Below are 26,927 nucleotides of genomic sequence, written 5' to 3'. Positions count from 1 at the left end.
GTAACGTGTTGAGTATCCGGCTGCCCCTGCGCAGCCGGAGCCCTTTCGGGAGCCGGAATCTTCATGGCAAAAGCTGACTATTACGAAACACTGGGTGTCGGCCGGACAGCTGACGAGAAGGAGCTGAAAAGCGCCTTTCGCAAGCTGGCGATGAAGTATCACCCGGATAAAAATCCGGGCGATCAGGAAGCCGAAAAGAAGTTCAAGGAGATCAACGAGGCCTACGAGACCTTGAAAGATCCCCAGAAGCGCGCAGCCTATGATCGCTTCGGCCATGCAGCCTTCGAACAGGGCGGCATGGGTGGCGGTGGCTTCGGCGGCGGTGGCTTTGGCGGCGGTGCCGGTGGCTTCTCCGATATTTTCGAAGACATCTTCGGCGAAATGATGGGTGGCGGGCGTGCCCGCCGGTCCTCCGGTGGCCGTGAACGCGGTGCCGATCTCCGTTACAACATGGAGATCACGCTGGAAGAAGCCTATGCGGGCAAGACCGCGCAGATCCGCGTTCCAACAGCCGTGACCTGCGATGTCTGCTCCGGTTCGGGTGCCAAGCCCGGAACACAGCCTAAAACCTGTGGCACCTGCCAAGGTTCCGGGCGCGTGCGCGCAAGCCAGGGTTTCTTTTCGGTCGAACGCACCTGTCCAACCTGCCACGGTCGCGGCCAGATCATCCCTGATCCATGCACCAAGTGCCATGGCCAGGGCCGTGTGACGGAAGAGCGCTCGCTCTCGGTCAATATCCCATCGGGTATTGAAGATGGCACACGCATCCGCCTGCAAGGCGAAGGCGAAGCCGGTGCGCGTGGTGGTCCATCAGGTGATCTCTACATCTTCCTGTCGGTCAAGCCGCACCAGTTCTTCCAGCGGGATGGCGCGGACCTCTACTGCACGGTGCCGATTTCCATGACGACGGCAGCCCTTGGCGGCACCTTTGATGTGGCCACACTGGACGGAACGAAATCGCGGGTGACAGTGCCGGAAGGCACCCAGCCGGGCAAACAGTTCCGCCTGAAGGGCAAGGGAATGCCGGTGCTGCGCTCGTCGCAGACAGGTGATCTCTATATCCAGATCCAGATCGAAACCCCGCAAAAGCTCACCAAGCGCCAGCGCGAACTCCTCCAGGAATTCGAGGAAATCTCCTCCAAGGAGAACAACCCTGAATCCACCGGCTTCTTCGCGAGGATGAAAGAGTTTTTTGAGGGGTGAGCTGCGACCGGGCGCAAAGCGCCCGGTAAAATCGATCCAGTGGATCGATTTTAGCAGCGAACGCCCTGAGCCAAAGCGAAGGGCCGGGGCGTAGCCAGGAACGGTCGGCACAGCCGACAAAACGTGCCAGTGGCACGTTTTGAGTGACGAACGCCCTAAACCCAAAGCGAAGGGCCGGGATACGGTGCCACATATCAAAGCCTCGGGTGCTACAAACGCCCGAGGCTTTTTTTACATAGCATGGGTCGAACGGACCTGACGTGGATCAGACGTATTAGGGGGGATAGGCAACCGTTAAATTATTAAAAGTCGTTTGCGGCCAAAGATTTTGAATTTCATACCAAACAAAACTCCATCGACAGACTCCGCAGTAGGAATATTCCTTGAAAGGAATTTCCGTTAGAGATAACAATTCGGTGAGACGGAGCAGCATCGTATGGGCAGACTGGCGGGAAGAGTTATCGAGGCTTTGGCGGCGACCGAACAGCGTCAAGATCATGCTGCTGGTGTCGATCTGCGTCGACTTCGACTGCTATCAGGATTGACACAGGCCGAAATGGCTGCCCGGATGAATGTTCAGCAAGCTGCCATTTCAAAACTTGAAAAAGGTGGCGATGTTTACCTTTCCACCGTCCAACGCTACGTCGAAGCTCTTGGTGCGTCGTTGCGCGTAGACGCAGTCTTTCCTGCAGACACTCGGCTTGTATTGCGAGTAAAAGAGACTTTCGACATCGAGTACAGTAACGAAGATCAACTTATCTTTCCACTTCTGGCAGACGAGCCGTTTCGTCCTCAACGCGATGTCGTGCTTTCCATTCGTCCGCAATATTCGGATAAGATTATGGAAGGACGCAAAACTGTTGAGCTTCGTAGGAGATTTCCAGTTTCTGCGCCCGGGGGAACGTTAGCCTACATTTATTCCACATCGCCGGTCAGAGCTATGGTTGGAGTAGCTGAGATCAAGGATGTTCTGAAACTACCAGTTCAGCAGATCTGGTCCGAGTTCGAAGACACAGCATTTATTGAGCGAAAAGATTTTGATAGCTATTTTCAAGGGTTAGAGTTTGGATTCGCATTGTTATTTGACGATGTTAAGCCTTTCTCGCGACCTGTCCCACTAATAGAGCTGCGTGAAAAATTTGGTTTCGAACCACCGCAGTCATTCCTGTACGCGAGCCGCGATCTGCGAAAGGCGCTGAGAGATGAGGCAACAGTCGTATCTCATTGATACGAATATTCTGATCGGTCTTGAAGACTACCGCGCAGTTGAAACCGCCTATGCAAAATTCACAAGTCTCGCTGCGGCCCATAAGATCACGATTTTTGTCCACGAAGCTGCCCGCGACGACATCGCCCGTGACAAGAACATCGAGCGCCGCCGAATATCCTTTAGCAAGATTTCAAAATACCAAATTTTTGGGAAGCAACGCGGCCTGAGCCAAGCTGATCTTGAAGCTGAATTCGGTTCTTTGAAGCGGCCCAATGATATAGTAGACGCCACGCTACTCCACGCCTTGAAGAGCGACGCGGTTGACTTCCTTGTCACGCAGGACAGGGGCCTTCACGAACGCGCATTCAAACACTCCGCCGAGCTAGCCCGACGCGTGCTGTTCGTTGGAGACGCGGTCGACCTTCTCACTCAAACCTATGAGCCTAAGCAGGTTCCTATTCGGCATGTTGCAGAGGTTGAAGCCCATACGATCAACCATAAAGATAAATTTTTCGATAGTCTCCGCGAAGGGTATCCTGAGTTCAACGAATGGTGGCGCGAGAAGTGTGTTCGTCAGCATCGGTCTTGCTGGGTCGTTTACGATGACGACGATCTGGCGGGCCTGATTGTCCGAAAAGACGAAAGTGATAAAGATACAGACGCGGTGACTAAAGCTAGCAGAATTCTGAAAATCTGCACCTTTAAAGTGGCGCCCGACAAACGTGGCGTGAAGCTCGGTGAGCTGCTTTTGAAGCAGGTCCTTTGGTACGCCCAACGTAATGGATACGACTTGGCATACTTGACGACTTACGAAGACCAAGCGTCACTGATGAACCTTTTGGAATTTTATGGATTTGTCCATACTGGGACGAAATGCAATGGTGAACTCATTTATGAGCGAGCATTTTCGTCCGCGAAGCTAGTTCATGATCCGCTGATCAGCATCTTCGACGCAGCCAGAAAAAATTATCCGCGCTTCCTTGTAACCGACCAAGTTCGGGGTTTCGGCATTCCTATCAAAGAGGACTATCACGATACCCTTTACCCTGATCTATGGGTGCCTAAACAGCCGGACCTGTTTGTCGGTGCATCCCGTGCCGACCGTCCGACGCGGCCTGGAAATACTATTCGAAAAGTCTACTTATGCCGCGCACCTTCAAACCTAGGCGACGCCGGCTCTCTGCTGTTCTTCTACAAAGGGGCATCAAAGGATCGCCCCTCTCAAGCTGTGACTACGCTCGGGATACTGGAGAGTGTCACACTTGCGGGATCTACGAGAGAATTAATGCAACTAACGGGTGGCCGATCCGTCTACAGTGAGCTGCAACTTGAGCAGTGGCAGGCGACGACAGTCAAACCGGTAAAGGTCATAAACTATATCTTGGTTGCTTACATTGATCCGCCGATCGGGCTGGAGGAGCTACGCGCTCTGGGTATTGTGAATGGTAACCCGCAGCAATCAATCTATGAGATTCCATCTGACATTCTCCCGCGGCTCATCAATCGCGCTAATTTAGAATTCGATGTATGAGATAAAATAGGGAGTGTTCTACGCTTAGACGTTTCCGTGTGACGACCTCATTAGCATCGTTTAATGGCTGTTACGATTGCTTTAAAATCTCCCAACACAAGCTAGCGCCCACCACTCCCGCCGCGCACGTCCGCCATCCTCACACCAACCCCATCAACCACTTAGCGTTTTTCCATACACCACGCTCAAAACCTGTGTTTCAATTTGCCCGTTCCGCAACGGTTACACCAGCAGGCGTGCTGGCGATGCGGGGCCGGCGCGGGTGTGGGGGGCAAGACGCAAAACCCTCATGTCCGGGTACGCGGAAAATGGTCTCCCTCTGGCGACAACGGGGGAAGCGGTCAGGCGTCGGACGTCAGCCTGTCCCTTCATCTCCGAAGGAGCGCGCCGGGCGTGCCTGTGCGGCACACATGGGGGGTGGTTGCTGGAAGGGTCTATCGGTTTGTCCGCCGAATTTTCGGATGCCGATGGATCAAGCCCAGCCAGCAATCATTCTAGGCAGAGAGACCGGAGTCGCGTGCAAAAACCGCTGAACGGGGCGCTGAGAGGTGTCACTTATTACTATCCATACGAGGCAGCTTTCAGCGCCCCGGCCATGATTGTCTCATACCACGGGTTCAACGAACCGCGTGAATAGTGCTGTATGTTCTTTGATAAAGAGAAAAGCTTTCAAGCCAGAGCATGCAGGCTCGTGCCCGCCAATATCATGGCAAAGGCAAACAAACCGGCAGCAGCCACGCGGCTGATCGTTGCGGGGCCGAGTGCGGGTAGCCTGCCGCTCTTCAGCAGTGCGCCAAAGAAAATCCAGCCATTGGCAGCGCCCACCACCAGCAGCGCAAAAGCGGCAAGCCAGGGCAATAGGTTCAGCAAACCCTCATGTGGCATGATCACAAGCCCAATGATGAGCGCTTTCGGGTTGAGGCAGGTGGTAACGAAGACGGAACCTGCTGTCACCTTTTTGGATGCAACAGATGAAGGGGAGACGGACCACAGCTTGATTGCCAGAAACAACACCCAGGCGCCAGCTACCAGCTTGGCCCAAAGAGCAAGTGCAGGGTGCGCGAGAAAGATTGGGGCCGCAAGCGTTGCAACGGGCACGATCACCAGCAGATAGCCGAGAAGTTCCGCGCTGATCAGCGGCGTTGCCCGCAGCCAACCGCGCTCATAACCCGCCAGCGCCATCAGCGTATTGGTCGGGCCGGGGGTAGCCAGCAGCAGAAGAATGGCAAGGGCAAATTCAAGCACGGTGATGATCTCAATCCAGCGATGATCGATGTCCTACCAGTTCGAACCTGATCCGGCTTGATCGTGATCAAAAGGGGAGCGGGTCGCAGTTCGCAAAGCCGCCCGCATCGATAAACCTCGGTTCCACTGGCGTCTTTTCTCGCAAGAGGATTTCGGCTCAATAATGCGGTGGCTTGGTAATCGCGGGCGCTTCCAGCGAGGATTCCTCAAGAGACAGGAAACGCTCCGTCAGCCGGTCGAGCTTGGCGCGCGTCTGTTCCACCACTTTCCATTGCTCTGCCAGCTGCTCGGAAAGCTCATCGATGGTCTTTGCCTGATAGGCAACCGTCTCTTCCAGCCGGGTAATGCGATCATTGTCGGAGATTGGATTTTCGCTCATGGCTTTTCCTACCTCAGTCAGACAGGGCTGCAAAGTCTTCCATATTCGTGGTCTAACGCTTTTAGCGCACAAGCATGACAGATGAACCAATATCAGTTGCTTGCCTTGCATGGCGCAAAGGTTTAGCTCCTGATTTCATTCAAAATGCGAAGCACGATGGCGCAGAAAACCTTTCTCACCCGATTGAAGCTGACAGACTTCCGCAATTATGCGGATGTCGGCCTGTCGCTGGATGAGCGCCATGTGGTGCTGACGGGTGATAACGGGTCGGGCAAGACCAATCTTCTGGAAGCGGTCTCCTTCCTGTCGCCGGGGCGAGGGCTGCGCAGGGCGGTTCTCTCGGATGTCACCCGGGTGGGCGCGGCAGGTGGCTTTTCGGTCTTTGCCAATCTGGAGGGCCGGGAGGGCGAAGTCGCCATCGGAACCGGCATCGAAGCTGCGGAGGAATCAACCAGCCGCAAGCTGCGCCTCAACGGCACGCCCGCAAAATCGGTCGAGGAATTGACGGATCATTTGAGCGTGCTTTGGCTCACTCCGTCCATGGACGGGCTGTTTACCGGCGGTTCGTCCGACAGGCGGCGCTTTCTGGATCGGCTGGTTCTCTCGCTTGATCCTGCCCATGGAAGACGAGCTGCGGATTATGAGCGCGCCATGCGCAGCCGCAATCGGCTTCTCTCGGAAGGGCGGTTCGACCCGACCTGGCTGACGGGCATCGAGGTGCAGATGGCGGAACTCGGCATCGCCATGGCAGCGGCCCGCCGGGAGATGCTGGATCTTTTGACGGCCCTGATTGCCAGAAGCAGTGAAACGCCATTTCCCTCGCCCGATCTGTCGCTCTCCGGGTTTCTGGATGATGCGGGAGCCAGACCCTTCGCCGAACTGGAAGACGAGTACCGCCTGATCCTGCAAGAAAGCCGCCACCGGGATGCGGCGGCTGGCCGCACTCTGGTTGGTCCCCATCGCGCTGATCTTCTCGTTCGCCACCGGGAGAAGAACATGGAGGCAGAGCGCTGCTCGACGGGCGAACAGAAGGCTCTGCTGGTTGGGCTCATTCTTGCCCATGCAAGGCTGACCGGCGACATGACAGGCTGCGCGCCGATCCTGCTATTGGACGAGATCGCCGCGCATCTGGATGAAGGTCGCCGTGCCGCCCTGTTCGATCTCGTGCATGACCTCGGCGGCCAGTCCTTCATGACTGGCACCGACCGTGCCATGTTCTCGGCTCTTGGAGAGCGCGCTCAATTTTTCACCGTCGCCCAAGGCAAAATCCTTGGCTGAATCATTTCCATTATAAGCAGACTGACCCATGACCAACGCTCTGACACCGGACGAAATCGAACGCTACAAACGCCACATCCTGCTTCCCGAAGTGGGTGGCGAAGGCCAGCAAAAGCTGAAGGCGGCCCGTGTGCTGGTCATTGGCGCTGGCGGGCTCGGCGCGCCCATCCTGCAATATCTGGCGGCCGCTGGGGTTGGCACGCTCGGCATTGCCGATGATGATCGCGTTTCCCTGTCGAACCTGCAACGTCAGGTGATCCACGATAGCGGCACGCTGAACGACATGAAAACGCAGAGCGCAGCGCAAGCCATTCAACGTCTCAATCCGCATGTCCGCGTGATGCGGTTCGAAGAGCGCTTCGGTGAAGATTTCGCAGCAACACACCTGAAAAGTTTCGACCTCCTGGTCGATGGCTCTGATAATTTCGACACGCGCTATGCTGCTGCCGATGCGGCTGAGGCGGCCAAGGTTCCACTGGTGACAGGTGCAGTCGGTCGGTTCGATGGAACCGTCACCGTGCTCAAGCCCTATGAGAAGGATGAGGAAGGCGTTCTGAACCCCAGCTACCGCGATCTCTTCCCCATCAAGCCGCCACAGGGCCTGCTGCCCAATTGCGCCGAAACCGGCGTTATTGGCGCGCTCACCGGCGTCATCGGCACCTTGATGGCCATGGAAGCGATCAAGGTGATCACCGGCATTGGCGAGCCCCTGATCGGCAGGCTGCTCAGCTACGACAGCCTTGCCGCAAGCTTCAACACCATTCGCTACCGCCGCCGCACGAGGGGCTGACATGGTTCAGATCGAGCGCATTTCACCGGCGTTTTCCGATTGGGAAAATCTGCATGGGCTGATCATGTCGACCTTTGCCTACATGGACGAGCGGATCGATCCGCCATCTTCCGCGCATCGTCTGACGCTGGAAGGGCTGGCACAGAAGGCCAAGGATGAAATCTGCTTTCTCGCCAAAGAGGATGGTCAGTTGATTGGCTGCATCTTCTGCAGGCCTGAGCCTCCATCATTCCTGTATGTCGGCAAGCTCGCGGTTTCCTTGGACGCTCAAGGCAAGGGCGTGGGTCGCGCCTTGCTGGCGAGAGCCGAGCAGGAAGCCATCAGCTTGCAGCTTCCTGCTCTCAGGCTCGAAACGCGGATCGAACTCGTCGAAAACCACAAGACCTTTGCGGGATATGGCTTTCGAAAATCGGCTGAAAAATCCCATCCCGGCTATGATCGCGTGACCTTCATCGAAATGATCAAGGATCTTCACCCAATCAACGTTTGAAGATCACCTTGGTTTTCGCAACAGGAAACAGGAACTTCGTCACCCAGGCTGTATTGACCAAAGTACCGTCTGGTTGAAGCTCCATCCGGTCGTAGAAATGTACCTTGTTGGGCTTTGCCGCCGTGCCGAGGTTTACGATGTAATTGAACTTGGCCACCTTGCCTTCTATGTCCACCGTCGTGGTGCCAATCACGTCTTCACGCGTGCCAGTATATTTGCCAGGGCCGATTTTGGTGAAGCGCCAGGTCTTGATGTCGCGCTCACCGTCCGAATAGCGAAAATCCTCGCGCAGCGTCAGCGTCTTGCCGTTCCATTTGCCGGTGAGATCGACATCGAACTGGCGTTTGACACCATTGATTGCACTGAAGGAGCCGCTCGCTGTTGTTTTACCAGCGAAATAGCTCTCAAGAGAAAGATCCGCCGCATACGCAGTGTGCGTCATCGTCAGCATGGCAAGCCCCATCGTCACCGAAGCAAAACCCTTCTTCATCGGGTGCCTCCTTTCGTGTTCCGATTGGCTATACGGCAGCATCCTGCAACTGGATTGATGGCAACCCGCGAGAGTGAGATGAATCCGATGTGAGACGCGTCAAAGACGGCTGGGAAGAACCCGGTTCGGCGGACGGTGACCATCAAAGTAAGTGCGAATATTGATGATCACCTTGTCGCCCATATCGATCCGCCCCTCGATGGTAGCCGATCCCATATGTGGCAGCAAAACCGCCTTGCCCTCATTCGCCAGCTTCAGCAGCTTGGGATTGACAAGCGGTTCGTTGGAAAACACATCGAGACCGGCACCGGCAATCTTGCCCTCTTTCAACAGCTGGATAAGAGCAGCTTCATCGATAATGTCACCACGGGCGGTGTTCACGATGATGCTGGTCGGTTGCATGAGTGCTAGCCGGCGGGCGGAAAGCAGATGGAAGGTTGCAGGCGTGGACGGGCAATTCACCGAGACGATATCGACACGCGCCAGCATCTGGTCGAGGCTATCCCAGTAGGTTGCTTCCAGTTCTTCTTCCGTCGCGGGGCTTACGCGCTTGCGGTTGTGGTAATGGATGGAAAGGCCAAACGCTTTCGCGCGGCGGGCAACAGCGGTCCCGATGCGACCCATGCCGACGATGCCGATGCGCTTGCCGCCGATTCGCCGCCCGAGCATCCATGTGGGAGACCAGCCCGCCCAACTGCCCGGATCTTCTGTCAGAACCCTTGAGCCTTCGATCAAGCGTCGCAGCACGGCGAAAATCAGCACCATGGTCATGTCTGCCGTGTCTTCCGTCAGAACATTCGGCGTGTTGGTGACAGTGATCCCGCGTTTGGCCGCTGCATCCACATCAATGTGATCAACACCATTGGAGAAGGATGCAATCAGCTTCAACTGCGGGCCAGCAGCCTCGATAACCGTCGCATCGATTCGGTCAGTCACGGTTGGAACCAGCACTTCCGCTGTCTTCACAGCTTCCAGAAGTTCAGCCTGCGTGCGAGGGCGATCGTCAATATTCAATTCCGCCTCAAACAGCTCGCGCATGCGGGTTTCCACCGCGTCGGGCAGCTTGCGGGTGATGTAGACCTTGGGCTTCTTTCTGACAGTCATGAGCACCCTTCGGAAATGCGTTCAGAGGTCGTTAACCAAGATCGGCGACATTCAGCGGATCAGGCGATTTCTACCAGACCCAACGGGGAAGACAAATAAAACCTCGTTGGCTCTACCAGGCAAGACGCCAGCCCTCCTGTAGCGGATCACTCCCATCCGCGCACATTCGAGGATCTTGAAGAGTAAATACATGCGTCGTTTCGTTCGTACCACCTGCCTTGCAGGTCTCCTCGCCCTTGTGGCGACATCCATGGGTGCGGTCACCGAGCAGCATCCGGCTAAGGCCCAAGGCACAGCCAAGGGTGCAAGCGGTTTGCCACTGCCGCGATTTGTGAGTCTGAAGTCACGTCGCGTCAATATCCGCATCGGTCCTAGCACCGATTATGCGGTCTCGTGGATGTATACCCGCGAGGGACTGCCCATGGAAATCATTCAGGAATACGAAAACTGGCGCCGCGTGCGGGATGCGGAAGGCACAGAGGGTTGGGTGAACCAAGCGCTTCTTTCCGGCGAACGCACGGCCATTGCAGCACCATGGATGCGCGGCAAGGGCAAGGATGTCTTCGTCAATATGCGTCGCGACCCGCAAAGCTCCGGGCAGACCGTTGCCAAGCTTGAACCCGGTGTGATCATGCGCATCAAGGAATGCACAGGCGACTGGTGCAAGGCGCAGGCAGGTAGCGCTGAGGGCTGGGTTTCACAAGGTGAAATCTGGGGCGCCTATCCCGGCGAGGCCTTTAAATAAGGCCTGCCTCGATGGCTGCTTCCTTCAGCGAAAGCATTGGGCGCGGACCGAGCTGCTGGATAACAATGCCAGCCGCCAGGCAACCAAGCTTGCCGCACTCTTCCAGCGAACGGCCAGCCGTGTAACCGAACAGGAAGCCGGAGGCGAAGAGATCGCCAGCGCCAGTGGTATCGACCAGCCGCTCAAGGGTGATCGCATCCACCTTCACGCGCTCGTCTCCGCGCAGAATGATAGCCCCTTCCTCGCTCAAAGTCACAGCCGCCAGCTTGCAATCCTTGGCGATGTTGGTGAGGGCAAGTTCGAAATCCTCCGTTTCGTACAGCGCCAACGCTTCCTGCTTGTTGGCGAAAACGATATCGACCGTGCCTGAGCGCATCAGATCGAGAAACTCACCGCGGTAGCGGTCGACACAGAAGGAATCCGACAAGGTCATGGATACTTCGCGGCCATTTTCATGCGCAATCCGGGCGCATTCACGAATGGCTTCCTTGGCCCGCGGCGGGTCCCACAGATAGCCCTCGAAATAGGTGACCTTGGATTGGGCCACGACTTCAGGCTCGACATCTTCCGGACCCAGATCAACACAGGCACCAAGATAGGTGTTCATGGAACGCTCGCTATCCGGCGTGACAAAGATCATCGAACGCGCTGTCGGCGGAAACTTGCCTTGCGGCTTCGTTTCGAAGTGAACGCCTTGAGCGCGAATGTCATGGTTGAAGATCTTGCCAAGCTCATCCTCGGCAACCTTGCCGAAATAGGCGGCCTTTGCACCAAAGCTCGCAATACCTGCAGCGGTATTACCAGCGCTGCCGCCTGAGGCCTCATGCGCAGGGCCCATGAGAGAATAAAGCCGTTCGGCACGCTCTGCATCGATGAGGTTCATGGCACCCTTGATGATGCCGTTCTCGGTCAAGAAGCTGTCCTCACACCGGGCAAGAATATCCACGATGGCATTACCGATTGTCAGAACGTCGAACTTGCTCATGAAAAATGCCGTGCTCCTTGGCTTTGGTCGGCCCTGTATGGAGAATTCCAGTCAGAATGAAAAGGCTCAAATCTGCCAATTTTCCGCCTGTCATTTTGCTGTAACGCGTATTGGCTAATAACTACCTATCGGATCGCTTCGTTGTTCACGGATGCACTGGCGCGAGGCGGTTCCGGTACCTTCTTTCAGATCGTTCTCTTTAAGCCTCAACCTTCATTTGTGTCGGTGACGCTCATGAAGTAGATCGGGATATCCCGATTTGACGTCTGAAAGCATAGCTCCTTGTCTGCAGTCTTCGTGAACGTTGCCCCGGTCTTCCTGCTGATCCTGATTGGCTGGACGATTGCCCGCACAGGCCTGATGAAATCCGAAGCCGGGGACGCAATTGCGGAATTCGTCTTCAAGGTTGCACTTCCGACGCTCATTTTTCGCACGCTTGCAGAAGCGGAATTTGGCGGCGCTTCTCCCTTCATGTTGTGGATCGCCTATTTCGGTGGCGTCGCCGTGACCTGGGCAGTTGGCCACCTCATCGCAACAAGACTGTTTGCTCGAGACGCGAAAATCGGTGTCATCGCGGGCATGTCCAGCGCATTTGCCAACAATGTCTTCATCGGCCTGCCGCTTGTGGGCCGTTCGGTGGGCACAGATGGCATTCTGGCAATTTCCATTCTGCTTGCCATCCATCTGCCGCTGATGATGATTATCGGCACGGTGCTCATGGAACATGCAAGTGCAAAGGTGGATGGCGGGGGCCGTCGCAGTCTTTTCATTATTCTCAAACAGGTGGGAAGCAATCTGAGCCGAAATCCGCTGGTCATCGCTCTCGTCGTCGGGATTGCTTTCAATCTGTCAGGCTTTGGTCATCTGCCGGTCATTTTGAAAAGTGTCGTGGATCAGATCGCTGCCATTACGGCAGGCGCCGCCCTTCTTTCGCTGGGCATGACGCTGACAAAATACCCTCTGCGTGGGCAGATTGGTCTGGCAACCGTGCTTTCGGCCTTAAAGCTGATCCTGTTGCCCGCCGTTGTTTATCTTGTGGCGCATCTGGTGGGATTGCCGAAAGCCTGGGCGGCGGCCATGGTGCTGACCTCATCAGTTCCAACAGGGATCAATGCCTGGATTATTGCCACCCGGTTTCAATCCGGTAGTGGGCTTGCGGCATCTGTCATCAGTATGACAACCCTGCTCGGTGTGTTTACCGTCAGCTTCTGGGCATGGCTGCTGAGTTGAGCGACAGAGACAGACAATGAAAAAGCCCGGCGGAACCGGGCTTCTCGAAACTCATTTTGCGTCTCAATTGGTCGGCGCAGGCGCGGCTGCCGGATCGGGCAGCGGTGCCGGATTATCCGACAGCGACCGAAGATAGGCGATCAGGTTTGCGCGCTCATCATCCTTCTTCACGCCAGCAAAGCCCATGGCCGTGCCAGCGACATAGGCTTTCGGGCCTGCCAGAAAGTGATTGAGGTGTTCGTAATCCCAGTTAACCGAACCACCCTTGGAAAAATCCTTGAGGGCTGCGGAATAGCTGAAACCTTCATGAGAAGCGATGGGTCGGTTCACGACGCCCCAGAGATCAGGACCGACCTTGTTTGGTCCACCCTTCTCTCCGCTATGACAGGCCTGACACTTCTTGAAAACGGCTTCACCCGCCTTGGCATCGGCCTTTGCCAGCAATTGCGCAATCGGAACCGCTGCCGGTGCTGCCGCGTCTCCACCAGCACTCGGCGCTTCCTCAGCTGCAATCGCGAAGCCCGGTTTTTCAGGCGTTTCCGAATGGAAAAGACCTTCCGAGGCAATCGAGACAGACATCATGACGAAGACAGTGCCAAGCAAGGCCCCCACAGCCATGTTCGTATAGGCATTCATCCGCGAAAAGCTCCTTCCCACCTGCCGGCCCACCCGCCGGAATCACAGGCGTCCCACCTTGAATTCCACGGGAAGCTATGTCTTTTGCGAGAGCGGTGCAACCTGAATCGCATCCACGCCCCTGAGACCAATTGCCTCCCTTAGCTGGGGCATATACGAAGAGAAATTCATGCGCAATCCGGCTTTCAACCAGACGCTCGTTCTCATTCCGGCCCGGATGGCCTCGACGCGCCTTCCGGGCAAGCCTTTGGCCGACCTGAACGGGTTGCCGATGATCGTTCAGGTTGCTCATCGTGCCCGTGAAGCAGATGTGGGCCGCGTGATTGTGGCTGTCGATGATCAGCGTGTTTTGAGTGTGGTTCAGGCGGCAGGTTTCGAAGCCGTCATGACCCGGGCGGATCACCAGTCCGGCTCCGACCGCATTTTCGAAGCGGTGACGGCTGCCGACCCGGATGGCAAGGTGGAATACGTAGTGAACGTGCAGGGGGACCTGCCGACCATCGAGGCCGATGCCGTTCACGCTTCCCTTCGGCCTATGGACAATCCGGCTGTCGACATTGCCACGCTGACGGTTGAGATTGACAATGAGGCGGACAAGGCAAACTCCAATATCGTCAAGATCATCGGCTCACCGCTTTCAGAGACCCGGCTCAAAGCCCTTTATTTTACGCGCGCCACCGCCCCGACCGGACCCGGCCCGCTCTATCATCACATCGGGCTCTATACCTATCGGCGTGCGGCCTTGGAGCGGTTCGTTTCGCTTGGCCCATCACCCCTGGAAATTCGCGAACGTCTTGAACAGCTTCGGGCACTCGAAGCGGGGATGCGCATCGATGTGGAGATCGTTGACACCATCCCGCTCGGTGTTGATACTCCCGAAGATCTTGAAAAGGCGCGGGCTATTCTGACCCGCCGCAGCCAATAAAAATCGGACAGTATTTATGGTTCAGACCACCAATCGCATCGCTTTCCAGGGCGAGTTCGGCGCAAACTCCGACATGGCCTGCCGGGACATGTTTCCCACCATGGAGCCACTGCCTTGCCCCACTTTTGAAGACGCCTTCGTGGCGCTGGAAAGCGGTGACGCGGATCTGGCCATGATTCCGATCGAAAATACGCTTGCAGGCCGCGTGGCCGATATTCACCACCTGCTGCCGGATTCGCGCCTGCACATCGTGGGCGAGTATTTCATGCCGATCCGCTTTCAGCTGATGGTTCTGCCCGGTGTGAAGCATGACGCCATTCGCACCGTTCACAGCCACATTCACGCGCTTGGCCAATGCCGCAAGATCATTCGCTCAAACGGCTGGAAGGCCGTGGTGGCAGGCGATACGGCGGGCGCCGCCAGGCTGATTTCTGAAAAGGGTGATCCCAGCATGGCAGCGCTTGCGCCACGCCTTGCCGCCAGCCTCTACGGTCTCGATATCCTTCAGGAAAATGTCGAGGATTCCGAGCATAACGTGACCCGCTTCGTGGTGCTCTCACGCGACGAGCATTGGACAGCACGACGCGACGAGCAGGATGTGCTGGTGACCACCTTCGTGTTCAACGTACGCAATATTCCAGCAGCCCTTTACAAGGCCATGGGTGGTTTTGCGACCAACGGCATCAACATGACCAAGCTGGAAAGCTACCAGATTGGTGGCAAATTTATTGCCACGCAGTTCTATGCTGATATTCAGGGCCATCCTGATGATGCCCCAGTGCGCCGTGCGCTCGAAGAATTGCGTTTCTTTTCCGAGAAGGTGCGCATTCTGGGCGTCTATCGCGGCCACCCGATGCGCAGCACGCTGAACGCGGCCTGAAATCCTTAAGAATGGAGGAGAAGCTAGCGCTTCCACTCCACCCAATCGCGCATCAGCCGGTGCGCGATGGCACCCGGAGGTGGCGCAAAGGGACCTTCGCCGGCCGGATCGGCGTCCAGCATGTCGGTCACTTCCGCGCGCGTAAACCAGCGGCAATCCGCCAGCTCCTGCTCATCCCGGCGAATATCGCGATCCAAGGCTTCGGCATAGCAGCCAATCATCAGAGAATGGGGCATCGGCCAGGGCTGCGAGGCATGGTAGCGAACGCGGCCTGTGCGGATACCAGATTCTTCGAGCGTTTCGCGGCGTACCGCATCCTCGATCGTTTCCCCCGGCTCCACGAAACCTGCGAGCGTGGAATACATGCCGGGCGCGAAGTGATGCCCGCGGCCCAGAAGAACGAGATCGCGTTCCACATCCACCGTCAGCATGATGACGACCGGATCCGTGCGCGGAAACATCATGTGCCCGCAGTTCGGACAGCTGCGCTTGTAGCCACCAAGTTCGCTTTGTGAGGGCGTTCCGCATTTGCCGCAAAAGCGGTTGGCAGCATTCCAGTGCAGAAGGCTCAAGCCCTGCGCCAAAGCGCCCAGCATGGCTTCATCCAGCATGGCATCGCGAAAGGCGGTTCGAGCATCTGTGAGCGCGTAGGCTGCTTCCAATTCCTCGGCGGGTTTCAAAAGCGGGATAGCCAGACGTGGCTCTCCGTCCTCCGTATGTCCCAGGAGAACAGCATTCGCGTAATCCGGCTGCAAATCAGAAAGATCGGCCTCGCCGAAAAGTGGATCGAAACCGGAATCCGTCTTCTTCAGGACAATTCGGTTTCCGGAAATGGCGATGCGGTGTGCGCCTGGAATGGCGAGTGCGCGGGGCAGGGCGTCTTCTGCCCGATGTTCCGTGTCACGGTTCAATCGATTGCCGGAAAACGCGGTCAAGCGGCTTGGCTCCTCATGGGGAGCAGCGGTTTCAAAAAGTGAAAAACTCATGCGGAAAGTGCTTCGGAGAGAGATTGCAGGAAGGATGTCTTTTCCTTATCATCCCAGGCTGTGGCCGAACCATGGCCCCAGATGGGCCTTGGCCAATTCTCATCGCCTTCATGCCTTGCCACCACATGCACATGAAGCTGAGACACGACATTGCCGATAGCGCCGATATTGATCTTTTTGGCCTTTGTTACGGTTTTGAGCGCCGCCGCTACAAGATTGGTCTCGAAGGTCAGCATAGCCTGATCGAGAGGCGCGAGTTCAAACACCTCCACCATATCTGCCCGTTGCGGAACCAGCATCAGCCAGGGCCAGCGGGCATCCTTCAAAAGCCGCAATTGGCACAGGCCCAGATGGGTCACCAGCTCGGAATCCTTTTCCAGTCGGGCATCCAGCACGAATTCGGTCACGGTCGTCTCCTGATTACGCAAACTTGCTAGCAGTTTTTTGAAGGCTTGGCTTGCATTTGGTTTCGGAAACGACGATATGTCGCTCGGGAGGTTGGTGGTGGACGAGCCACTCGCCAACCGGGTCAGGTCCGGAAGGAAGCAGCCCTAACGAGCCCGGCACGGGTCGCCGTGCCAGCCTCCCACCTTTTTATCGACGTTTCGGTCAGCCTCCGGCCTGCTCTATGCTTATGCCGGGGATATCTTGGCCCAAAACAGGCTGGCGGCACTTTATGAGCGACACCGGGCCGACGACTTCAGGACAAACCGGCTACCGCGTTCTGGCGCGCAAATATCGCCCGAAGGACTTCTCCGACCTTATGGTCGGCCAGGAGCCGATGGTGCGTACGCTGACGAACGCCTTCGAGACCGGGCGTATTGCGCAAGCCTATATGCTGACGGGTGTTCGCGGTGTTGGCAAAACCACCACCGCCCGCATTTTGGCCCGTGCGCTCAACTACAAGACCCCGGAAATCGACCGTCCCACCATTGATCTGCGGGTTCCCGGAGAACATTGCCAGGCCATCATGGAAGGCCGCCATGTCGACGTGATCGAGATGGACGCCGCCTCCCATACGGGTATCGACGATATTCGCGAGATCATCGAGCAGGTGCGTTACCGCCCGGTTTCGGCACGCTACAAGGTCTACATCATCGACGAAGTGCACATGCTCTCCACCCAGGCCTTCAACGGATTGTTGAAGACGCTGGAAGAGCCGCCGGAGCATGTGAAATTCATCTTCGCAACCACCGAAATCCGCAAGGTCCCGATCACGGTGCTTTCGCGCTGCCAGCGCTTTGATTTGCGCCGCATCAGCGCTGCGGATCTGGTGGGGCTGTTTTCCAATATTCTTGGCAAGGAAGAGGTCAGCTTCGATCCTGAGGCGCTCTCCATGGTGGCGCGCGCGGCGGAAGGGTCTGCCCGCGACGGTCTCTCGCTTTTGGATCAGGCCATTGCCCACGGTGGCGGCCGGGTGGAGGTGGAAACCGTTCGCAGCATGCTGGGCCTTGCGGATCGGGCGCGAATTGTCGATCTCTTCGACCACATCGTCAAAGGTGATGTGACGGCGGCGCTGAACGAGTTTACCGCCCAATATGAGGCAGGGGCAAACCCGGTTGTCGTTCTGACCGATCTTGCCGATTTCACCCATCTGGTGACCCGCATCAAATACATACCTGATGCGGCGGACGACCCGTCACTCAGCGAAGTGGAGCGCAATCGCGGCGCGGAATTTTCAACTTCCGTGGCCGTGACGACGCTGTCGCGCATGTGGCAGATGCTGCTGAAGGGCATTCCCGAGGCGGAGAATTCGTCGCGCCCTGCCGGTGCTGCCGAAATGGTTCTGATCCGGCTGGCCCATGCCGCGCATCTTCCTTCGCCGGAAGATGCAGCGCGTCGCGTTTCCGAAATGCTGGCCAATGGCAGCGGTAATGCAGGCAGCCCCATGCCTTCTTCAGGCAACGGTGGTGGCGCACGCGCCAGCTTCAACGGTGGCGGCGCTGCGACCGCAAGAGCGGTTGAGACGGTGGGATCCCCCATGCCGAGCGGCCAGCCTATGGCACGGCTTCAGGCTGTTCCTTCCGCGCAGGCATCGCCTTCTGTCGTTGGGAAAACCGAAGCAAAGCCGCAGCCGGAAAGTGCTGCAACACCGCAAGTCAACATTCGTTCGCTCGCCGATATATCGGATCTTTGCACGAAGAACCGTGAGCCGGTTTTGAAGGCGCGTGTTCGCCAATCTGTTCATCTGGTCAAGATTGAACCCGGCCGGCTCGAAATCCGTCTTGAGCCGGATGCGCCGAAATCCATAGCCAGCGATCTGGCAGCCAAGCTGAAAGACTGGACGGGGATTACCTGGTGGGTCACGCTTTCAAACGAGCGCGGGCAGCCCACGCTTGCGGAAGCGGAAGAGCAGGTTCGTGAGCAGCACAAGACCGACGCGAAGGCCGATCCGGATGTTGCTGCCATTCTGGCCCAGTTTCCCGGCGCAAAGATCATCGATGTGCGCATTCAGGTCACGGCAGAGGAAGAGGTTGAGGACATTCAGCCTCCCGCCGTGATCGAGACCGAGGAAGGCGACATCCTGCCGGGTGACGATCTGGAAATTTGACAGCGATACGATAAGGAGCGGTGCAATGCGCGACATCATGGGAATGATGGGCAAGGTCAAGGAAATGCAGGCCAAGATGGAGAAGGTGCAGGCGGATATCGCTGCCCTTGAAGTGGAAGGCAAGGCAGGTGGTGGACTTGTGACAGTCGTTTTGAACGGCAAGGGCGAACTGCGCAGCCTGAAGATTGACCCGTCACTGTTCAAGGAAGATGAGGTCGAAATCCTCGAAGACCTGATCGTTGCCGCCCACAAGGATGCCAAGGACAAGAGCGAAGCTCAGGCCCAGGCCAAAATGGCGGAGGTCACCGCCGGCCTGCCGCTGCCACCCGGCATGAAGCTGCCGTTCTAGGTTGAATATGGATGAGGCCGCCACCCGCGGCCTTTTTCATACCAGCTGTTTCAGTTGCGCCAGCATATCTCTGTGGAGCGGTGCGCGCAGATATCGTTCTCTCTGTTCCGGTGCCATTCGTTTCGGCTGAAAGACCATCAGATCCGCAATCCGTACGCGTTCGCCTACAAAGGGTTCGAACCGGATGTCTTCTCCTGACGAGATGGTTCCTCCAGCGATCACACGGCAATAGATGCCGGGACGGGCAGCGGCCATGTAGCGCTTGGCCATTTTCGGATCACTCATATGCGCGGTAAAGGTGCTGCACGGCACACGTGGCGAGGTCGCCTCAAGAACGACGCCACCGCTAAAGACGAAACGGTCACCGGCACAGACATTGCCGTTTTCCAACCCTTCCACAACAAGGTTCTCACCGAATAGGCCCGGTGTAAGGTCGCGCTGAAGCTCACTCGCCCACCATGCGAGAGTCTCTGCCCCTTCAATGTAAACCGCCTGTTCGCTGCCGCCATGATATTTACCATTGCAGATCGAATCACCCAGCAAACCGTTTTCATCCACATGCACCGGATAGGTCACGGGCTGTTTGTTGATGCCTGTCTTGTAGCTTTTTCCGGGCAGACGCTCAGGCTTACCAAGGCAGATAGCGGTTACTTTCATCAGGAAGGCCTCAAAGTTCACATTCCGTTATCAACGGTTATCGACTAAAAGCGCTGCATGGCAAAACGCGTTACTGGTCCCGAAATCGAAAAACTCATTCAGCTGCTCGCCAAGGTGCCGGGGCTTGGCCCCCGTTCAGCCCGCCGCGCTGCGCTTCACCTCATCAAGAAGCGCGAGCAGTTGATGGGTCCTTTGAGCCTTGCATTGGGTGAGGCTTACGACAAGGTGAAAGTGTGCTCCCGCTGCGGCAATGTCGATACCACCGATCCCTGCACGGTCTGCACGGACGATCGGCGTGACCAGGCCGTCATCATCGTGGTCGAGGATGTCTCCGACCTTTGGGCGCTGGAGCGGGCTGCCGCGATGAACGCGGCCTACCATGTGCTGGGTGGTACGCTTTCGCCTCTCGATGGCGTCGGACCGGACGATCTCAACATCAAGAGCCTGATCGACCGGGTGAGCGAAGGCGGTATCCGCGAAATTATTCTGGCGGTCAATGCGACTGTGGAAGGGCAGGCAACAGCCCACTTCATCACCGATCGCCTGTCGGACCTGCCGGTCAAAATTACGCGCCTTGCGCACGGAGTGCCGGTGGGGGGTGAGTTGGACTATCTGGACGAAGGCACTCTGACGGCGGCGCTGCGCGCTAGAACCGCTATTTAGCAGGAGAACGTAATGCTGAGACGTCGGATTGTTGCCGGTGCCATTCTGTTTACCTGCCTGATGGCCGGTTCAACATCATTGGCTGCTCCCTCAAAATCCGAGGTGGAGGGCCAGTTTAAAAGCTGGTTGACCAAGGAAATCATTCCAGAGGCGCGGCGGGCAGGGGTGTCGACACAGACCGCCGAGAGCGCACTCAAAAGCGTCGCCCTGAAATGGGATCTACCGGACCTCGTACCGCCCGGCACGACGCCGCCAAAGGAGCAGGACCAGACACAGGCAGAATTTTCTTCCCCCGGCGCCTATTTTTCCGAGAGTAGATTGCAGGGTCTGGCGGCGACGGGACGCTCCCTGGCAGCCACCCATGCGGCGACCCTGCGAAAGGTGGAAAAGACTTATGGCGTGCCGGGCTCCATCGTCCTCGCCATCTGGGGACGCGAATCCGGCTATGGGCGGGCCAAGCTGCCCTATGAAGCACTCGATGTTCTGGCCACCAAGGCCTTCATGTCCACTCGCAAGGAGATGTTCCGCAAGGAATTGATCGACGCGCTGCGCATTATCCAGCATGGCGACATTACGCCGGAGCGAATGCGCGGCTCCTGGGCTGGCGCACTCGGGCAGCCTCAGTTCATGCCCTCGAGCTATGCGAAGTATGCCGTGGATTTTGATGGCGACGGGCGGGCAGACATTTGGGATTCGGTGCCGGATACCTTGGCATCCATAGCACATTATCTGGTTCTGAAGGGCTGGCAGCGAGACCGGGATTGGGGTTTTGAAGTGACCATTCCGGCCAAGGTATCTTGCGCGCAGGAAGGGCCGGACCTTGCAAAACCCATTGCCAGCTGGACATCGCTTGGCATCAACCGCGTCTCGGGCAAACCATTTCCCGCGCAAGAGGCCAAGGTGGATGGGATGATGCTGGTGCCAGCCGGTCGCCATGGTCCGGAATTCATCGTGACACCGAACTTCTACGTGCTGAAGGAATATAATAATTCCGATTTGTACGCGCTGTTCATCGGCAATCTGTCAGACCGCATTGCCCATGGCGCAGGCGCTTTCCAAGGCAATTGGGGCGCGGTTGGCAAGATGCTGCGTTCCGATGTGCTGGCCATGCAGAAGAACCTGCAAGGCAAGGGCTATGATATCGGAAAGGCTGATGGCCTGGCAGGCTTCAAGACACGCCGTAGCATCGGCGATTGGCAGGCAAAGAACGGGCTTTCTCCAACGTGCTTCCCGGACGAAAGCCTGAAAAGCAAGCTTCGGTAATCAGCTGAGAGAAAGCTTGAAGCCTGTATGGCTTTTCTCGAAACCGAGGCTCTCATAGAAACGGTGCGCGTCCACGCGCCGGTTATCCGAGGTAAGCTGCACGGCGCCGCAGCCATGCGCCCGGCACTGCTCTATCGCCCAGAGGATCATCTCGCGCCCCAAACCTTGGCCGCGATGGCTTGAGGCGATGCGAACGCTCTCGATCTGCCCGCGCCAGAGCCCAAGACGGGAAAGGCCGGGCAGGAAGCTGATTTGCAAACAGCCGACCACTTCACGGCCTTCAGTCGCGGCAACGGCAAGATACTGGTTTTTATCATCCGAAATCGCCTCGAAGGCTTCCACGTAACGCCGATCCACCGGATCGGACACAACTTCGCGGGTGCGACCCAGAGCATCATCGGCCAGCATGGCAATGATGGCGGGCAGGTCGTCTTCTTCGGCGCGGCGGAACACAATCATGGCGGTTGCTCCTGGCTATAGATCTAGTGCAAATCGAGCGCAGCTTTGTGGAAGATATCGTCGCGTGGAGGGATTGCCTGACGCTCGATCATGCGGTGGACGCGAGGGCCATCTGGCCCGGCGTGCAGGGCGCGGATTTGGCGCCATACCTCGGCATCTGCCTGCGTGCGGCGCTGATTGTGCCGGACATAATCCGCCCAAGTGGCCGTGTGATAGGTCTCGGTCCAGATGTCGGGGTTTTCGAGATCGCGCATGAGCGCCCATTGCCGGGCACCATCGCGGATGCGGATGCGGCGACGCTCCTGCATGAGGGTGAGGAAATCGGCCACGTTTTCTTCCCTGATCGTATAATCCACCAGCACAACGATTGGGCCGCTTCGCGCTTTGAGATCAAGGCGAAGGGATGGCTCGCGGAAGGTATTGGCGGGATCAAGGTTGAGCGCCTCCATGGAGGGGAGCCATAGCTTCCAGCCTACGACAGCGCCGAAAACCATGGCGAGGCTGGATATCATCAACGACGTGGCGACCCCGTGCTCTTCCGCCAGACTTCCCCAAAGCCAGCTTCCCACGGCAATACCGCCGAAGGTGGCCGTCTGGTAAAAGGAGAGTGCTCTGCCCACCACCCAACGCGGGGTGGAAAGCTGCACCGTCGTGTTAAACAGCGAAAGCGCCAGCACCCAGCACGCGCCCGGAATGAGCAGCACGGCGCAGGTGAGAAGAATGGAAGAGGAAAGCGCTGCGGTGACAGCGCTGACGGCAAAGCCTGTGAAAGCAATGCGCACGATGATTTCCGTCGACAGCGCTTCGCGAATACGGGCATTCAACAATGCCCCACCGATAGCGCCAACTCCGAAGGCCCCGAGCATCAGACCATAGGTCAGTGGGCCGCCCACCACCAGATCACGCGCCACAAGAGGCAAGAGAGCGAGAATGGCGCTGGCGGAAATGCCAAACAGGAACGAGCGGAACAGCACGTTCAAAAGCTTGGGCGACATGGCCACATAGCCGAAGCCTGCGGACAAGGCGCGGCCCAGCGTTTCGCGCGGAAGCTGGTTTTCTGGCTCGGCCAGCTTCCAGCGCGATAGCGCGAATATGAGCGCAATATAGCTCATGGCATTGACGGCAAAGGCCGCCGCGGCGCCGAGCGAAGCGACGATGATGCCGCCGATGGCAGGCCCGACGCTGCGGGTGATATTGAACCCGACACTGTTGAGCGTGACTGCGCTGGGCAAAAGGGCGCGCGGCACGATATCGCCTACCGAGGCCTGCCAGGACGGATTGTTCATGGCCGTTCCGCAGCCGATGAGGAAGGTAAAGCCCAGAAGTAGCCAGGGCGTGAGCAGTCCCGCCCAGGCAAACACTGCCAGCAAAATGGAGATGGCCAGCATGAAAAGCTGCGCCGAGATCAGGATCGTGCGGCGATTGTAATTATCTGCCAGCGCACCGGCGACCAGCGAAAACAGCATGATCGGCAAGGCAGTCGAAGCCTGCACCAGCGCCACCATATTCTCCGAACTGGAGATCGCCGTCATCATCCATGCCGCACCAACTGCCTGGATCAAGCCGCCAAAATTGGAGACGATGCTGGCAAGCCAGATTTCACGGAAGGTCTGGTGGCGGAAGGGCGCAAAGGATGAAGTGCGCTCGGGCAAGGTGAACCTCATGCAGTCTCTGATTTCCTCCTAACTTAGACCTATGACCCGTGTGAACAAGCTCGAATCTGCCACGTTTTGTCCCCCTCCGGCTCAAGCCTTGCAATTGTGGGGCTATGGGGTTATGTGTTCAAATTCTTGATCGTCAGATGAAGAGTGGGCCCGACAGGACCCGCTCTTTTTTGTTAGGCGGTCGGACCAAAGCGAAGTTTTCGCCCCGTAATCCCTCGCCCTTGTGCGAAGAGCACCGGAAGACCATATGCAGGATAACCCGAAGGAACCGCGTCTCATCATCGAGACCGGCCTCGATCTTAGGATCGCTGAAATCATTGAGCCCACTCTCGAAGAGATGGATTACCGTCTCGTCCGCGTCCGGCTTCTGAATCAGAACGGGTTGACCCTCCAGATCATGTGCGAACGCAATGATGGCACGATGACCGTGGAGGACTGCGAAGCGGTTTCCACGGCAATTTCGCCGGTTCTGGATGTGGAAGATCCCGTCGATAAGGCGTATCATCTGGAAGTGTCTTCGCCGGGAATCGACCGTCCCATGGTGCGCAAATCCGATTTTGTGCGCTGGGCCGGGCATTTGGTGAAATGCGAGACATCCGTTCTTCTGGACGGGCGCAAGCGTTTTCGCGGCAAGATTGCCGAGACGAACGAAGAAGGTTTCACGCTGGAGCGGGACCAGATCGCCTATGGTGAGGAGCCTCGCGTTGTCGTTCCCTATTCAGCGCTTGCGGAAGCAAAGCTGATTTTGACGGACGACCTCATTCGTGACGCGCTGCGCGCCGACAAGTTGGCCAAGGCAGAAGCGGCAAACCAGAACGACGCTGACGAAGAATAAAGACCAAGTTTTCAAGTCCTTGCTCTTGAAGGGCGAATGCAAAGAGAAATCGATCGACGGAGACCGACGACAATGGCAGTGAGTGCGAACCGGCTTGAACTTCTGCAGATCGCAGATGCAGTGGCGCGCGAAAAGGTCATCGACCGCGAAATCGTGCTGGCCGCCATGGCCGATGCTATCCAGAAGGCCGCGCGTTCGCGCTACGGCACGGAAAGCAACATCCGCGCCGACATCAATTCCAAGACCGGCGAAATCCGCCTTCAGCGTCTTCTGGAAGTCGTGGAGCATGCCGAAGATTACAACACGCAGATCCCGCTGCTGTTGGCGCGTGACCGCAATGTCGATGCCAAGATTGGTGACTACATTGCCGACCCGCTGCCGCCGATGGATTTCGGCCGTATCGCCGCACAGTCTGCCAAGCAGGTTATCGTGCAAAAGGTTCGCGAAGCTGAGCGTGACCGCCAGTTCGACGAATTCAAGGATCGTGTTGGCGAAATCGTCAATGGTACGGTCAAGCGCGTGGAGTACGGCAATGTGATCGTTGATCTGGGCCGTGGCGAAGGCATTATCCGTCGTGACGAGATGATTCCGCGCGAAAACATGCGCTATGGTGACCGCGTTCGCGCCTTCGTCTACGATGTGCGACGCGAACAGCGCGGCCCGCAGATTTTCCTGTCGCGTACCCATCCGCAGTTCATGGTGAAGCTCTTCACCATGGAAGTGCCGGAAATCTACGACGGCATCATCCAGATCAAATCCGTTGCCCGTGATCCGGGTTCACGTGCCAAGATCGCTGTTATTTCCAACGATAGCTCGATCGATCCGGTCGGCGCATGCGTGGGTATGCGCGGTTCGCGCGTTCAGGCAGTTGTCGGCGAATTGCAGGGCGAAAAGATCGATATCATTCCGTGGTCTGCCGAACCGGCTTCGTTCATCGTCAACGCCCTTCAGCCCGCTGAAGTGGCCAAGGTGGTTCTGGACGAAGATGCGGAGCGCATAGAAGTGGTGGTGCCGGATGAGCAGTTGTCGCTGGCCATCGGCCGTCGCGGCCAGAACGTTCGTCTGGCGTCGCAGCTGACCGGCTGGGATATCGACATCATGACGGAGCAGGAAGAATCCGAGCGTCGTCAGAAGGAATTCAACGAGCGCACGAACCTGTTCATGGACGCGCTCGACGTGGACGAAATGGTCGGTCAGGTTCTGGCTTCCGAAGGCTTCGGCCAGGTGGAAGAAGTGGCCTATGTCGAGCTGGATGAAATCGCCTCTATCGACGGTTTCGACGAAGACACCGCCAACGAAATCCAGACACGCGCTCGTGAGTATCTCGACCGCATCGAAGCGGAAATGGATGCCAAGCGCCGTGAACTGGGCGTTGAGGACGAACTTCGCCAGATCGACGGCCTGACCTCCAAGATGCTCGTGGCTCTCGGTGAAGACGGCATCAAGACGGTGGAAGATTTCGCAGGTTGCGCCGCAGACGATCTGATCGGCTGGTCCGAGCGCAAGGATGGCGAGACGAAGAAGTTCGAAGGCATCTTCTCGAAGTTCGATGTTTCGCGCGTCGAAGCCGAGAACATGATCGTCCAGGCTCGCCTTCTGGCTGGCTGGATCACCGAAGAAGACTTGGCAAAAGAACAGGCCGAGGCTGAAGAGGGTTCTGACGAGGAGGCGGATGCCGCTGCCGAACAATGATGGCCGCGGCAGATGCCAAAGGCACTGACGACCATGACGAGGACCTGGTGGTGAACGATCGCACTTGCATCGTGAGCCGCCAAACCTTCGATCCGCAGGAATTGATCCGCTTCGTGGCGGGTCCCGATGGGCAGGTGGTTCCCGACCTGAAGCGACAGCTTCCTGGCCGGGGCTGCTGGGTGAAGGCAGAGCGGGCGCTGGTGGATCAAGCCGCCAAGCGCAAGCTTTTCGCCCGTGCCCTGAAGAAGGATGTAAAGGCAGGACCGGAGCTGAGTGCCCTTGTGGAGCAGCTCCTGGTGAAAGACGTGGCAGGCATGATGAATTTGGCGCGCAAGGCAGGCCAGTTCATCACAGGGGCCATGAAGGTGGACAATGCAGTGCGAACCGGCGAGGCGCTTGCCGTGTTCCATGCAACGGACGCCGCCCCGGACGGGGTGCGAAAGATTGACCAGGCCCGCAAGGCCTGGCGGCTGGGGACGGACGCAGAGGAGGAAATTTCCTCCTTCCGGTTGTTCACCACGGCCGAAATGGAAGACTTGATGGGCCAGAATGCTTTTATCCACGCCGCGGCGCTTGCCGGACAGGCGGGTGAGGGTGTAGTGAAGCGCGCAACCATGCTCGAAACGTACCGCCATGGCGGTCCTTCCGGAGCAGATGGTGGCGCTGGCCGGTCAGACACATGACGCG

The 26,927-nt window shown here is 57.5% G+C and carries 28 protein-coding genes and 1 other RNA gene; 18 read left to right on the top strand and 11 right to left on the bottom strand.

The genetic code is table 11. The features are described from left to right. Nucleotides 1-63 precede the first annotated feature (63 nt). The 3 genes from dnaJ (at nucleotide 64) to AC0JZ1_RS15845 (ending at nucleotide 3,944) form a co-directional block, all read left to right on the top strand. Complete coding sequence (gene dnaJ, locus AC0JZ1_RS15855) at nucleotides 64-1,203, top strand: molecular chaperone DnaJ (protein WP_471883286.1); 1,140 nt, start codon at nucleotides 64-66, stop codon at nucleotides 1,201-1,203. 436 nt (nucleotides 1,204-1,639) lie between these two features. After that, nucleotides 1,640-2,431 carry a helix-turn-helix domain-containing protein gene (locus tag AC0JZ1_RS15850; RefSeq protein ID WP_471883285.1) on the top strand — a complete coding sequence of 264 codons (792 nt, stop codon included), beginning with the start codon at nucleotides 1,640-1,642 and terminating at the stop codon, nucleotides 2,429-2,431. Continuing rightward, entirely contained in the window at nucleotides 2,406-3,944 is a 1,539-nt protein-coding gene (locus AC0JZ1_RS15845) for a GNAT family N-acetyltransferase (RefSeq protein ID WP_471883284.1), read from the top strand. The genes AC0JZ1_RS15850 and AC0JZ1_RS15845 overlap by 26 nt, the downstream gene beginning before the upstream one ends. 669 nt (nucleotides 3,945-4,613) lie before the next feature. Here the strand turns inward: AC0JZ1_RS15845 and AC0JZ1_RS15840 are convergent. Both AC0JZ1_RS15840 and AC0JZ1_RS15835 read right to left on the bottom strand, forming a co-directional pair. Continuing rightward, nucleotides 4,614-5,189 carry a threonine transporter RhtB gene (locus tag AC0JZ1_RS15840; protein ID WP_471883283.1) on the bottom strand — a complete coding sequence of 192 codons (576 nt, stop codon included), beginning with the start codon at nucleotides 5,187-5,189 and terminating at the stop codon, nucleotides 4,614-4,616. 157 nt (nucleotides 5,190-5,346) lie between these two features. Next, nucleotides 5,347-5,568, bottom strand: coding sequence for a SlyX family protein (locus tag AC0JZ1_RS15835; RefSeq protein WP_471883282.1), 222 nt, complete (start codon nucleotides 5,566-5,568; stop codon nucleotides 5,347-5,349). A gap of 156 nt (nucleotides 5,569-5,724) precedes the next feature. On the opposite strand from AC0JZ1_RS15835, the gene recF reads away from it, so the two are divergent. Genes recF through AC0JZ1_RS15820 form a run of 3 tightly spaced genes read left to right on the top strand, consistent with a single transcriptional unit; the run spans nucleotide 5,725 to nucleotide 8,126 of the window. After that, entirely contained in the window at nucleotides 5,725-6,846 is a 1,122-nt protein-coding gene (recF, locus tag AC0JZ1_RS15830; RefSeq protein ID WP_471883281.1) for a DNA replication/repair protein RecF, read from the top strand. A 28-nt stretch (nucleotides 6,847-6,874) separates the two neighbouring features. Continuing rightward, nucleotides 6,875-7,636, top strand: coding sequence for a molybdopterin-synthase adenylyltransferase MoeB (locus AC0JZ1_RS15825; protein WP_471883280.1), 762 nt, complete (start codon nucleotides 6,875-6,877; stop codon nucleotides 7,634-7,636). Between the two features lies 1 nt (nucleotide 7,637). Then, a complete protein-coding gene (locus AC0JZ1_RS15820; RefSeq protein ID WP_471883279.1) occupies nucleotides 7,638-8,126 on the top strand; it encodes a GNAT family N-acetyltransferase in 489 nt (162 codons plus the stop codon). Here the strand turns inward: AC0JZ1_RS15820 and AC0JZ1_RS15815 are convergent. Next, on the bottom strand, nucleotides 8,116-8,616 hold the full coding sequence (locus tag AC0JZ1_RS15815; protein ID WP_471883278.1) for a DUF3833 family protein: 501 nt from the start codon (nucleotides 8,614-8,616) through the stop codon (nucleotides 8,116-8,118). The two genes, AC0JZ1_RS15820 and AC0JZ1_RS15815, sit on opposite strands and share 11 nt — an antisense overlap. A gap of 99 nt (nucleotides 8,617-8,715) precedes the next feature. Next, the gene (locus AC0JZ1_RS15810; RefSeq protein WP_471883277.1) at nucleotides 8,716-9,720 is read right to left on the bottom strand and encodes a 2-hydroxyacid dehydrogenase; all 1,005 of its coding nucleotides are present in this window, start codon (nucleotides 9,718-9,720) and stop codon (nucleotides 8,716-8,718) included. A 190-nt stretch (nucleotides 9,721-9,910) separates the two neighbouring features. On the opposite strand from AC0JZ1_RS15810, the gene AC0JZ1_RS15805 reads away from it, so the two are divergent. Then, nucleotides 9,911-10,465 (top strand): SH3 domain-containing protein, encoded by a 555-nt coding sequence (locus tag AC0JZ1_RS15805; RefSeq protein WP_471883276.1) that lies wholly within the window; start codon nucleotides 9,911-9,913, stop codon nucleotides 10,463-10,465. Here AC0JZ1_RS15805 and AC0JZ1_RS15800 read toward each other — a convergent pair. Beyond that, nucleotides 10,458-11,450, bottom strand: a complete 993-nt coding sequence (locus AC0JZ1_RS15800) for an adenosine kinase (protein ID WP_471883275.1) — start codon at nucleotides 11,448-11,450, stop codon at nucleotides 10,458-10,460. The genes AC0JZ1_RS15805 and AC0JZ1_RS15800 overlap by 8 nt on opposite strands. A 282-nt stretch (nucleotides 11,451-11,732) precedes the next feature. On the opposite strand from AC0JZ1_RS15800, the gene AC0JZ1_RS15795 reads away from it, so the two are divergent. Continuing rightward, nucleotides 11,733-12,680 (top strand): AEC family transporter, encoded by a 948-nt coding sequence (locus tag AC0JZ1_RS15795; protein WP_471883274.1) that lies wholly within the window; start codon nucleotides 11,733-11,735, stop codon nucleotides 12,678-12,680. A 63-nt stretch (nucleotides 12,681-12,743) separates the two neighbouring features. On the opposite strand, the gene AC0JZ1_RS15790 is transcribed toward AC0JZ1_RS15795, so the two are convergent. Then, nucleotides 12,744-13,316, bottom strand: coding sequence for a c-type cytochrome (locus tag AC0JZ1_RS15790; protein ID WP_471883273.1), 573 nt, complete (start codon nucleotides 13,314-13,316; stop codon nucleotides 12,744-12,746). A 169-nt stretch (nucleotides 13,317-13,485) separates the two neighbouring features. Between AC0JZ1_RS15790 and AC0JZ1_RS15785 the strand changes: the two genes are divergently transcribed. Then, the gene (locus tag AC0JZ1_RS15785) at nucleotides 13,486-14,241 is read left to right on the top strand and encodes a 3-deoxy-manno-octulosonate cytidylyltransferase (protein ID WP_471883272.1); all 756 of its coding nucleotides are present in this window, start codon (nucleotides 13,486-13,488) and stop codon (nucleotides 14,239-14,241) included. 16 nt (nucleotides 14,242-14,257) lie between these two features. After that, nucleotides 14,258-15,121: a prephenate dehydratase gene (locus AC0JZ1_RS15780; protein WP_471883271.1), complete on the top strand. Its 864-nt coding sequence runs from the start codon at nucleotides 14,258-14,260 to the stop codon at nucleotides 15,119-15,121. A 23-nt stretch (nucleotides 15,122-15,144) separates the two neighbouring features. On the opposite strand, the gene nudC is transcribed toward AC0JZ1_RS15780, so the two are convergent. Both nudC and AC0JZ1_RS15770 read right to left on the bottom strand, forming a co-directional pair. After that, nucleotides 15,145-16,107 carry an NAD(+) diphosphatase gene (gene nudC / locus AC0JZ1_RS15775; protein ID WP_471883270.1) on the bottom strand — a complete coding sequence of 321 codons (963 nt, stop codon included), beginning with the start codon at nucleotides 16,105-16,107 and terminating at the stop codon, nucleotides 15,145-15,147. Continuing rightward, a complete protein-coding gene (locus AC0JZ1_RS15770) occupies nucleotides 16,104-16,514 on the bottom strand; it encodes an HIT domain-containing protein (RefSeq protein ID WP_471883269.1) in 411 nt (136 codons plus the stop codon). Before AC0JZ1_RS15770 ends, nudC begins: the two co-directional genes overlap by 4 nt. Nucleotides 16,515-16,600: 86 nt before the next feature. Between AC0JZ1_RS15770 and ffs the strand changes: the two genes are divergently transcribed. The 3 genes from ffs (at nucleotide 16,601) to AC0JZ1_RS15755 (ending at nucleotide 19,007) form a co-directional block, all read left to right on the top strand. After that, an RNA gene (ffs, locus tag AC0JZ1_RS15765) (signal recognition particle sRNA small type) lies at nucleotides 16,601-16,697 on the top strand. An 86-nt stretch (nucleotides 16,698-16,783) separates the two neighbouring features. Continuing rightward, complete coding sequence (locus AC0JZ1_RS15760) at nucleotides 16,784-18,658, top strand: DNA polymerase III subunit gamma/tau (protein ID WP_471883268.1); 1,875 nt, start codon at nucleotides 16,784-16,786, stop codon at nucleotides 18,656-18,658. 25 nt (nucleotides 18,659-18,683) lie between these two features. Further along, nucleotides 18,684-19,007: a YbaB/EbfC family nucleoid-associated protein gene (locus AC0JZ1_RS15755; RefSeq protein ID WP_471883267.1), complete on the top strand. Its 324-nt coding sequence runs from the start codon at nucleotides 18,684-18,686 to the stop codon at nucleotides 19,005-19,007. A gap of 36 nt (nucleotides 19,008-19,043) precedes the next feature. Here AC0JZ1_RS15755 and AC0JZ1_RS15750 read toward each other — a convergent pair whose 3' ends face one another. Continuing rightward, complete coding sequence (locus AC0JZ1_RS15750; protein ID WP_471883266.1) at nucleotides 19,044-19,664, bottom strand: MOSC domain-containing protein; 621 nt, start codon at nucleotides 19,662-19,664, stop codon at nucleotides 19,044-19,046. Between the two features lie 57 nt (nucleotides 19,665-19,721). Here AC0JZ1_RS15750 and recR point away from each other — a divergent pair, with 57 nt between their 5' ends. Further along, the gene (gene recR, locus AC0JZ1_RS15745; protein WP_471883265.1) at nucleotides 19,722-20,327 is read left to right on the top strand and encodes a recombination mediator RecR; all 606 of its coding nucleotides are present in this window, start codon (nucleotides 19,722-19,724) and stop codon (nucleotides 20,325-20,327) included. A 60-nt stretch (nucleotides 20,328-20,387) separates the two neighbouring features. Beyond that, complete coding sequence (locus AC0JZ1_RS15740; RefSeq protein WP_471883480.1) at nucleotides 20,388-21,590, top strand: lytic murein transglycosylase; 1,203 nt, start codon at nucleotides 20,388-20,390, stop codon at nucleotides 21,588-21,590. On the opposite strand, the gene AC0JZ1_RS15735 is transcribed toward AC0JZ1_RS15740, so the two are convergent. Both AC0JZ1_RS15735 and AC0JZ1_RS15730 read right to left on the bottom strand, forming a co-directional pair. Further along, entirely contained in the window at nucleotides 21,591-22,049 is a 459-nt protein-coding gene (locus AC0JZ1_RS15735) for a GNAT family N-acetyltransferase (protein ID WP_471883264.1), read from the bottom strand. Nucleotides 22,050-22,072: 23 nt separating this feature from the next. Continuing rightward, nucleotides 22,073-23,713: an MFS transporter gene (locus tag AC0JZ1_RS15730; protein ID WP_471883263.1), complete on the bottom strand. Its 1,641-nt coding sequence runs from the start codon at nucleotides 23,711-23,713 to the stop codon at nucleotides 22,073-22,075. Nucleotides 23,714-23,960: 247 nt separating this feature from the next. Here AC0JZ1_RS15730 and rimP point away from each other — a divergent pair, with 247 nt between their 5' ends. The 3 genes from rimP to AC0JZ1_RS15715 all read left to right on the top strand — a co-directional run bounded on the left by rimP (nucleotide 23,961) and on the right by AC0JZ1_RS15715 (nucleotide 26,923). Then, nucleotides 23,961-24,548, top strand: a complete 588-nt coding sequence (gene rimP, locus AC0JZ1_RS15725) for a ribosome maturation factor RimP (protein WP_471883262.1) — start codon at nucleotides 23,961-23,963, stop codon at nucleotides 24,546-24,548. A gap of 72 nt (nucleotides 24,549-24,620) precedes the next feature. Beyond that, nucleotides 24,621-26,240, top strand: a complete 1,620-nt coding sequence (nusA, locus tag AC0JZ1_RS15720; protein WP_471883261.1) for a transcription termination factor NusA — start codon at nucleotides 24,621-24,623, stop codon at nucleotides 26,238-26,240. Beyond that, nucleotides 26,237-26,923: an RNA-binding protein gene (locus AC0JZ1_RS15715; protein ID WP_471883260.1), complete on the top strand. Its 687-nt coding sequence runs from the start codon at nucleotides 26,237-26,239 to the stop codon at nucleotides 26,921-26,923. Before nusA ends, AC0JZ1_RS15715 begins: the two co-directional genes overlap by 4 nt. Nucleotides 26,924-26,927: the final 4 nt, after the last annotated feature.

The sequence above is a fragment of the Affinirhizobium capsici genome (genome assembly GCF_977018625.1).
The sequence above is the reverse complement of the archived record's forward strand: the minus strand, read 5'-3'. Positions and strand labels throughout refer to the sequence as shown.